At 67.1% G+C, this 6,737-nt stretch carries 8 protein-coding genes; 1 reads left to right on the top strand and 7 read right to left on the bottom strand.

Features of this window, described 5'->3' with window-relative positions:
* Window positions 1-73: 73 nt before the first annotated feature.
* The 5 genes from OF829_RS19050 to OF829_RS19030 all read right to left on the bottom strand — a co-directional run bounded on the left by OF829_RS19050 (window position 74) and on the right by OF829_RS19030 (window position 4,155).
* Entirely contained in the window at window positions 74-517 is a 444-nt protein-coding gene (locus OF829_RS19050) for a hypothetical protein (protein WP_264941773.1), read from the bottom strand.
* The gene (locus tag OF829_RS19045; protein ID WP_264941772.1) at window positions 517-2,463 is read right to left on the bottom strand and encodes a sialate O-acetylesterase; all 1,947 of its coding nucleotides are present in this window, start codon (window positions 2,461-2,463) and stop codon (window positions 517-519) included. The genes OF829_RS19050 and OF829_RS19045 overlap by 1 nt, the downstream gene beginning before the upstream one ends.
* A gap of 74 nt (window positions 2,464-2,537) precedes the next feature.
* Window positions 2,538-2,981 carry a cytidine deaminase gene (locus OF829_RS19040; protein ID WP_264941771.1) on the bottom strand — a complete coding sequence of 148 codons (444 nt, stop codon included), beginning with the start codon at window positions 2,979-2,981 and terminating at the stop codon, window positions 2,538-2,540.
* The gene (locus OF829_RS19035) at window positions 2,978-3,676 is read right to left on the bottom strand and encodes a glycoside hydrolase family 25 protein (RefSeq protein WP_264941770.1); all 699 of its coding nucleotides are present in this window, start codon (window positions 3,674-3,676) and stop codon (window positions 2,978-2,980) included. The genes OF829_RS19040 and OF829_RS19035 overlap by 4 nt, the downstream gene beginning before the upstream one ends.
* On the bottom strand, window positions 3,676-4,155 hold the full coding sequence (locus tag OF829_RS19030) for a UPF0262 family protein (protein ID WP_264941769.1): 480 nt from the start codon (window positions 4,153-4,155) through the stop codon (window positions 3,676-3,678). The genes OF829_RS19035 and OF829_RS19030 overlap by 1 nt, the downstream gene beginning before the upstream one ends.
* Before the next feature lie 93 nt (window positions 4,156-4,248).
* On the opposite strand from OF829_RS19030, the gene OF829_RS19025 reads away from it, so the two are divergent.
* Window positions 4,249-5,739, top strand: coding sequence for a replicative DNA helicase (locus OF829_RS19025; RefSeq protein ID WP_264941768.1), 1,491 nt, complete (start codon window positions 4,249-4,251; stop codon window positions 5,737-5,739).
* A gap of 266 nt (window positions 5,740-6,005) precedes the next feature.
* On the opposite strand, the gene OF829_RS19020 is transcribed toward OF829_RS19025, so the two are convergent.
* A complete protein-coding gene (locus tag OF829_RS19020; protein ID WP_264941767.1) occupies window positions 6,006-6,410 on the bottom strand; it encodes a hypothetical protein in 405 nt (134 codons plus the stop codon).
* Window positions 6,407-6,730, bottom strand: coding sequence for an autorepressor SdpR family transcription factor (locus OF829_RS19015; RefSeq protein ID WP_264941766.1), 324 nt, complete (start codon window positions 6,728-6,730; stop codon window positions 6,407-6,409). The genes OF829_RS19020 and OF829_RS19015 overlap by 4 nt, the downstream gene beginning before the upstream one ends.
* Window positions 6,731-6,737 lie beyond the last annotated feature (7 nt).

The raw sequence follows: 6,737 nt of genomic DNA, 5'->3' as shown, positions 1-6,737 counted from the left end.
CGCGCCGCATACTTCCTCGCCTTCATCCACCTCGCCGCAGCCATGATCTGGATGCGTTGAATGTCGATTCGTCCTAGAACGCGTCGTTTTCGACGAGCGGTCGCCGTCGCGTGAGGCGGATGACCCAGCCAAAGGCGATGGCGGTGAGTGCGCCGAAGAGAAGGCTCGCCCAGCCCTCGACTTCGAGAAAGCCGTTCATATAGCCGGCCCAGGTCAGCAACAGGGTCGTCGCGCGGCCCGCGAGTGCGCCGGTGACGCCGAGCGCCAGCGTGGCGAGTCCGGGCCGGGCGGCGATCCGGTCGCGTAGCGGCCAGGTGAGCGGGGCGCCGATCAGCAGCGCGCAGGGCAGGGTGAAGGCGAGGCTGATCACGTAGATGACGACCAGGTAAATCGAATCGCGGCCGAACGGATCGTTGAAGAGCAAGCAGGCGGCGATGGGCGTCGCGAGCGCGCTGCCGAGAAGGCCCGCGACGATGGCGCGGGCGATCTGGGCGAGGATCGCGAGCACGACGCCCATCACTCCACCTTGATCTCGAACGGTGTCACCGGCAGGCCGGTCTTGTCATAGAGATTGCAGACCGGGCTCTCGCCCCAGCAGTAGCGGATGCGGGTGAAGGGCTGGAAGTCGTGCTGAACGCCGACGAGATTCCCTTTCACGGTTGCGGCGGTGAAGCGGCAGGTTCCGGGAGCGGGACCACATAGCTCGAAGCCGAGCACCTGCGAGCCGCTATAGGTGAGCAACTCGCCACCAACACCGGTAAAGGACAGCGTCGTCATGTGGTCGCCCGATACTTCGACTTTCGGTTGCGGGCCGGAGGGCGAGCCCGGGGCGCCATAAGCGAGGATGCCGGCCGCGCGCGCGAGGCGGTGGCCGACGGCCTGCTTGTTCTCGGGGTGAAGGTTGATCGGATCGCCGACGTCGATCGTCACGACCAATGCGGCATGCTTGTCCGCCGCGACGGCGCGGCGCTGCTGGTCGCGGATGCTGGCGAAGCCGCTCTCGGCAGGTGCGGTGACGCGGGCGCCCCAATCGGGAAGCTGGACGATCAGGAAAGGCAGCTCGCCATTGCCGAACTGGCCGCGCCACGCGCCCATCATCGATCCGAGCTTGGCGGCATAGGGCTCGGGCGTGCCCGCATCGCTTTCGCCCTGGTACCAGGCGACGCCGCGCAGTCCGTAATTGCCGAGCGGCGCGATCATGCCGTTATAGATGCCGGCAATGCCCGAGGCGCTTTCCCAGGGCGCGTGGGGCGGCTCCATGCCCGGGGCGATGCGATATTGCCATTTGGCGGCCTCGGGCAGCGCCAGGCTGGTGCCGTCGTCGAAGCTGATCTTTCGCTGCTCGGCGGTCCCGGCCATGCCGCCGGGGCCCCAGCTGTCGAAGGCAGCGACGGTGATGCGGTTGACCCCGGGCTTGAGCACGCCCTTGGCGAGGCGATAGCTGCGCGCGACGTCCCAGCTCGACATGCTGCCGACGCCGGTGCCGTTGATGAAGCTCATATCGACATCATCGACGACGCCGAGATTGAGCGTCGCGCCTTGCTTGGCCTGCGCGGCGGTGAGGGTGATTTCGGTGCGGTAGAAGAGCAGGCCGTTGTAATTGGCGAGCTCGGGGACGCCCCATTGCTCCCAATAGGTGATCGCGGGGACGGGTTTCCAGTCGCCGGGGGCATCGGGGCCCCAGGGCTCGGCCCCGACATTCTTGCTGCGCCACCATGTCCCCCACATCGTCCCCCAGCGCGCGGCGGCCCTGGGCGGATCGATGCGGGCGAGCGCGAGCAGATCGAGCGATTCCCTGACGCTGGGGTCGCCCGCCATCGAGCTTTCGGGGCGCCAGGCGTTGATCGCAGTGCCGCCCCAGCTCGCGTCGATCAGGCCGAAGGGCACGTTCTGCGACTTGCGCAGCTCCCGCGCCATGAACCAGCAGGCGGCGGAGAAATCGCCGATGCTCTGGGGGGAAACGAGCTTCCATTCGACGGGGCGGATGAAGTCGGTCTGGGGCGCGTTGGCGATATCGTGCTGGATCGAGAGGATGCGCGTCTGCGGATCGTTGGCGTTGTTGATCTCGACCTGCGGGTTGAGCGCGCCCGAGACCGCCATCTCCATGTTCGACTGGCCCGAGCAGAGCCAGACATCGCCGATCAGCACGTCGCTGACGGTCTGGGTGCGATCGGGCGCGGCCGCGGTCAGCGTGTAGGGGCCGCCGGCGGCGAGCGCGGGGAGGGTGGCGCGCCAGATGCCGGTCTTGTCGGCGGTGGCGTCGGCGCGGTTGCCCGCGAGGGTGACATGGACGGACTGGCCCGGGGCTGCATGGCCCCAGACCGCGATCGGGCGGTCGCGCTGGAGGACGCCGTGATCCTGGAAGAGCGGGTGGAGGAGCGGCGGCGCTGCGGCCTGCGCGGCGGCGGGGAGGGCGGTAAACAGGGCGACTACTGCGAACAGGTGCGCGATCAATCCAGGCATTTCGCTCTCCCCAGGGCTTTTGCCGCACCATGGGCCGAGCGTGACAGCGTTGGCAAGCACAGTTGGGGTGGGGCCTAGAGCGCGCCCAGATCCCTCGGCCCGAAGGCACCGGGGAGCAGCTCGGAAACCGTCCAGGTCGCGATCGCATCGCCCTCTGCGGCGCCGCAATGGACGGGGAAGTCGCGGCCGCCGACCTGGGCGGCTTCGTTCATCACCTGGCGGCAGCGGCCACAGGGGCTGACGGGCTGGTCGCCTTCGGGGCCGAGCGGGCCAATCGGGCCGCCGATCACGCCGATCGCGGCAACGTCCGCCAGGCGGCCCTGAGCGTTGACCGTCGCCAGCGCGACCGTCTCGGCACAGAGCGAGAGACCGTAGCTGGCATTCTCGAAATTCGCGCCGGTGACGACCGTGCCGTCGGTCAGCAACACCGCCGCGCCGACGCCGAAATGCGAATAGGGGGCGTAGGCGTTACGCGCGGCCTGACGGGCGGCGGCGATCAGTTCCTCGGGCGTGCTCATTTGACCATCACGTTCCAGTTCACCGCGCCGCTGATCCCGGAAAAGCGACGGAAGCCGGATGCTTGCCACAAGGTCCAGCGCTTGTCGAAATAGGCTGGCGGGAAAAAGGATTGCACGCTCCACAGCTTGCGCGGGATTGCGCTGCTGACATGGTAGCGCGCCTCGAATTCGGGGGTGATGCGCAGGATGACGGGCTTGCCGGTGGCGCTCTCGACGCCCCTGACGAAGCGCGCGATCTCGCTGAGCACGACGCTGCGCTCCGGGTGGGCGGTGCAGCCGGGCTGGAAGGCGAGATCGAGCGCCGCTGGAAGCTGATCGGGCGAGGGCGGGATCGCGCCGACCAAATTGCCCGCCTGGTCCGCCGCGAGCTGGCATAGCGAGAAGACATGGATGGCGCCGCGGCGCATCCCCGCCTGGCCGAGCCCGCTCCAGTGCATCGGGAAGCGCTTGTCGCGGCCGGTGGCGCCCATCGAGGCACGGGCATAGACGAACTGGATCTGGTGGGTGGCCTTGACCGCGAACCAATCGGCCGGATCGTTCGCCTCGCTGATATCGATTCCCTGGACGGGGAAGGCGTCGCGGTCGGGCGTCCAGTTGATCGCGAACAGCCATGCGGTGAGGCCGACCAGCGCCAGCGACAGCGCGATCCCGCCCGTGATGCGGATGCGCCGCGACCAGATTCGGGCGGAGGCCATCAGCCCTTGATATGGAGGACGCAGATCAGCGTGAACAGGCGGCGCGCGGTATCGAAGTCCACGTCGATCTTGCCCTCCAGCCGTTCGCGCAGCAGCTCTGCCGCTTCGTTGTGGATGCCGCGCCGCGCCATATCGACCGTTTCGATCTGGGCGGGCGTGGCATTGCGGATGGCGGCATAATAACTATCACAGATCGCGAAGTAATCCCGGATCGGGCGGCGGAATCGGGCCAGACCGAGCACCAATGTTTCGAGGTGGGACCCATCGGCACGGTGAATCTCGAGCGCGAGCCGGCCCTCCTCGACGCGCAGATGGAGCTTGTAGGGCCCTGGATAGGTGTCGGCGTGCTTGTGGGGCGCGAAATGATTGTCCTCGAGCAGGTCGAAGATCGCGATACGGCGCTCCTGCTCGATATCGGCCGAGCGCCACAGGATAGTGCGCTCGTCGAGAGTCACGTCGATGATGCGCGGATCGGCCATGCTTGCGCCCCTATCTGTTCATTCCACGTTTTCCACAAGCATGGACCATGGTTTCGGCGGGCGTGTATGATGTCCCGCATATAGGACAGTCCGATGGCTCAACCGATTCCCTTTCCCGCCCCGGGTTCGCCCGAGGGCGTGACCCTCCCGCAGAATGTCGAGGCCGAGGCCGCGCTGCTGGGCGCGATGATGATCGACAACCGGATCGCCGAGGATGTGCTCCAGCGGCTGCGGCCCGAGCACTTCTTCGAGCCTCTGCACGGGCGGATCTATGAGCAGATCGCGTTCCTGGTCGGCGAAAACCGGCTGGCGAGCCCGGTGACCTTGCGCCCGCTGTTCGCCGCCGATCCGGCGATGAAGGAGCTGGGCGGGCCCGCCTATCTGGCGCAGCTGACCGGCAATCCGGCGAGCCTGATCGGCGCGCGGGCGTTCGCGGAGCAGGTGTACGATCTAGCGATGCTGCGCGCGCTGGTGACGGTGGGGCGCGACATGGTCGATGAGGCGCTCGACACCAGCAAGGAGATCAACCCGGCGGCGCAGATCGAAATCGCCGAAATGAAGCTGTACGAGGTCGCCGAGAAGGGCGCGAATGACGGCGGGGCGAAGAGCTTCACCCGCGCCGCCGCGCTGGCGGTCAAGCAGGCCGAGCGGGCGATGAATTCGGGTGGCTCGGTCTCGGGCATCACCACCGGCATGGCCGATCTCAACGCGATGACCGGCGGCATGAACCGCTCCGACCTGATCATCCTCGCCGGGCGGCCGGGCATGGGCAAGACCTCGCTCGCGACCAACATCGCCTTCAACGCGGCGCGGCGTTGGATCGACGACCGCGAAGCGGGGATTCCCGAGGACAAATCGATCGGCGCGCCGGTGGCGTTCTTCAGTCTCGAAATGTCGGCGGACCAGCTGGCGATGCGTATCCTGTCCGAGCAATCGGAGATCGTGTCGGAGAAATTGCGCACCGGCGACATCAGCCCGTCCAACTTCCAGAAATTCGCGCGCGCCGCGGCCGATCTGGAGCAGCTCCCGCTTTTCATCGACGATACGCCTGCGCTGACGATCGCGGCGCTCAGGACACGCGCGCGGCGGCTGAAGCGGCAGCACAAGATCGGGATGGTCGTGGTCGACTATCTCCAGCTGCTCCAGGGCAGCAGCCGTAGCCAGGGCGACGGGCGCGTGCAGGAAATCTCGGAGATTTCGCGCGGGCTCAAGACGCTGGCCAAGGAGCTGCACGTGCCGGTGATCGCGCTCTCGCAGCTGAGCCGCGCGGTCGAGCAGCGCGAGGACAAGCGCCCGCAGCTTTCCGACCTTCGTGAGTCGGGTTCGATCGAGCAGGACGCGGATATCGTGCTGTTCGTCTATCGCGACGAATATTATCACGATTTCAAGGCGCCCAAAGCCCCCGACGCCAATTCGTCCGCCGACGATCTGGAGAAATACCAGACCTGGCAGGACGAGCAGCTGCGCGTGGCGGGCAAGGCGACGGTGATCGTCGCGAAGCAGCGCCACGGCGCAACCGGTTCGGTGGACCTGCGCTTCGACCGGCAGTTCACCAAGTTCAGCGATCTGATGCCGGGGCACTAAGGTGTGTCCTCGCTACCCGCGATGGCCGTGACGGAGCGCATTTTGGCGCACGGGTAGGAGCAAGGAGAGAGCGATGGGTTTCCATCGTGATCGACGCGCGACGCCGCTGTGCGCCAAAAGGCGCCCGCCCTGAAGGGGTCGCCCGGAGAGGGGCGCTGGACGGCGTCAGGCCGCTTGCGCGTAGCACCGCTACGCGACTGCGCGACCTTCCTTGCCAGCGCCCCTCTCCGGGCGATCACGGCCATCGTGGGTAGCGAGGACACACCCTAGGCTCCGCGCGTGCTGAGTATCTGGCAGGCGGCGATGCAGCGGATCGCGTAGCCGAGCGAGACGACCATCGCGGTGACAACCACCGCAACCGAGGCGGTGCCGGCGAAGCCCAGCGGCGCGAAGGCCCACAGCGCGGCATAGGTAAGCCCCGCAAGCACCATCGACCAGCCGGCGACCCGCAGCATCTTCTGCTTCCACGCCTCGATGGCGGGGGAACCCTGCGGTCCGATCTGCTTGGGCGTGAAGTTGGAATAGATGGCGAGGCCGAGGCCGATCACGACCTGGACGGTTCGCTTCATGGTCTCGTCGCTGATCAGGTCGATATTGGCGGCGTAACGGAGCCCCGCCGACAGCGCGAGGAAGGCAGCGGCGAGGACGAGGGCGGAGGCGATGGACCTCATGGGGATTCTCCTTCCTGAATTTCGGTGGGCTCGGATGCAGGTGCTATCGCCCCTTGGGCGGCGCCGATGCCGAAAACCTGCGCGAAGCCGAGCAGCGCATCCTCGAGCACCGAGAGTTTGAGCCGATAGGTGATGGTGACGCCCTGCTTGCTGGCGTCGACCAGTCCGGCCTCGCGGAGCACCGCGAAATGGGCGGACATGGTGGGCTTGGACACCTGGAACTGGTCGCTCAGCTCGCCCGCGGTCATCGGGCGCTGGCGGAGCAGCTCAAGCACCTTGCGGCGAGTTGGGTCGGACAGCGCTTTGAAGACGGCGTTCATGAGTTGA

The sequence above is a fragment of the Sphingomonas caeni genome, from assembly GCF_026013415.1.
GTDB lineage: Bacteria > Pseudomonadota > Alphaproteobacteria > Sphingomonadales > Sphingomonadaceae > Sphingomonas > Sphingomonas caeni.
The sequence above is the reverse complement of the archived record's forward strand: the minus strand, read 5'-3'. Positions and strand labels throughout refer to the sequence as shown.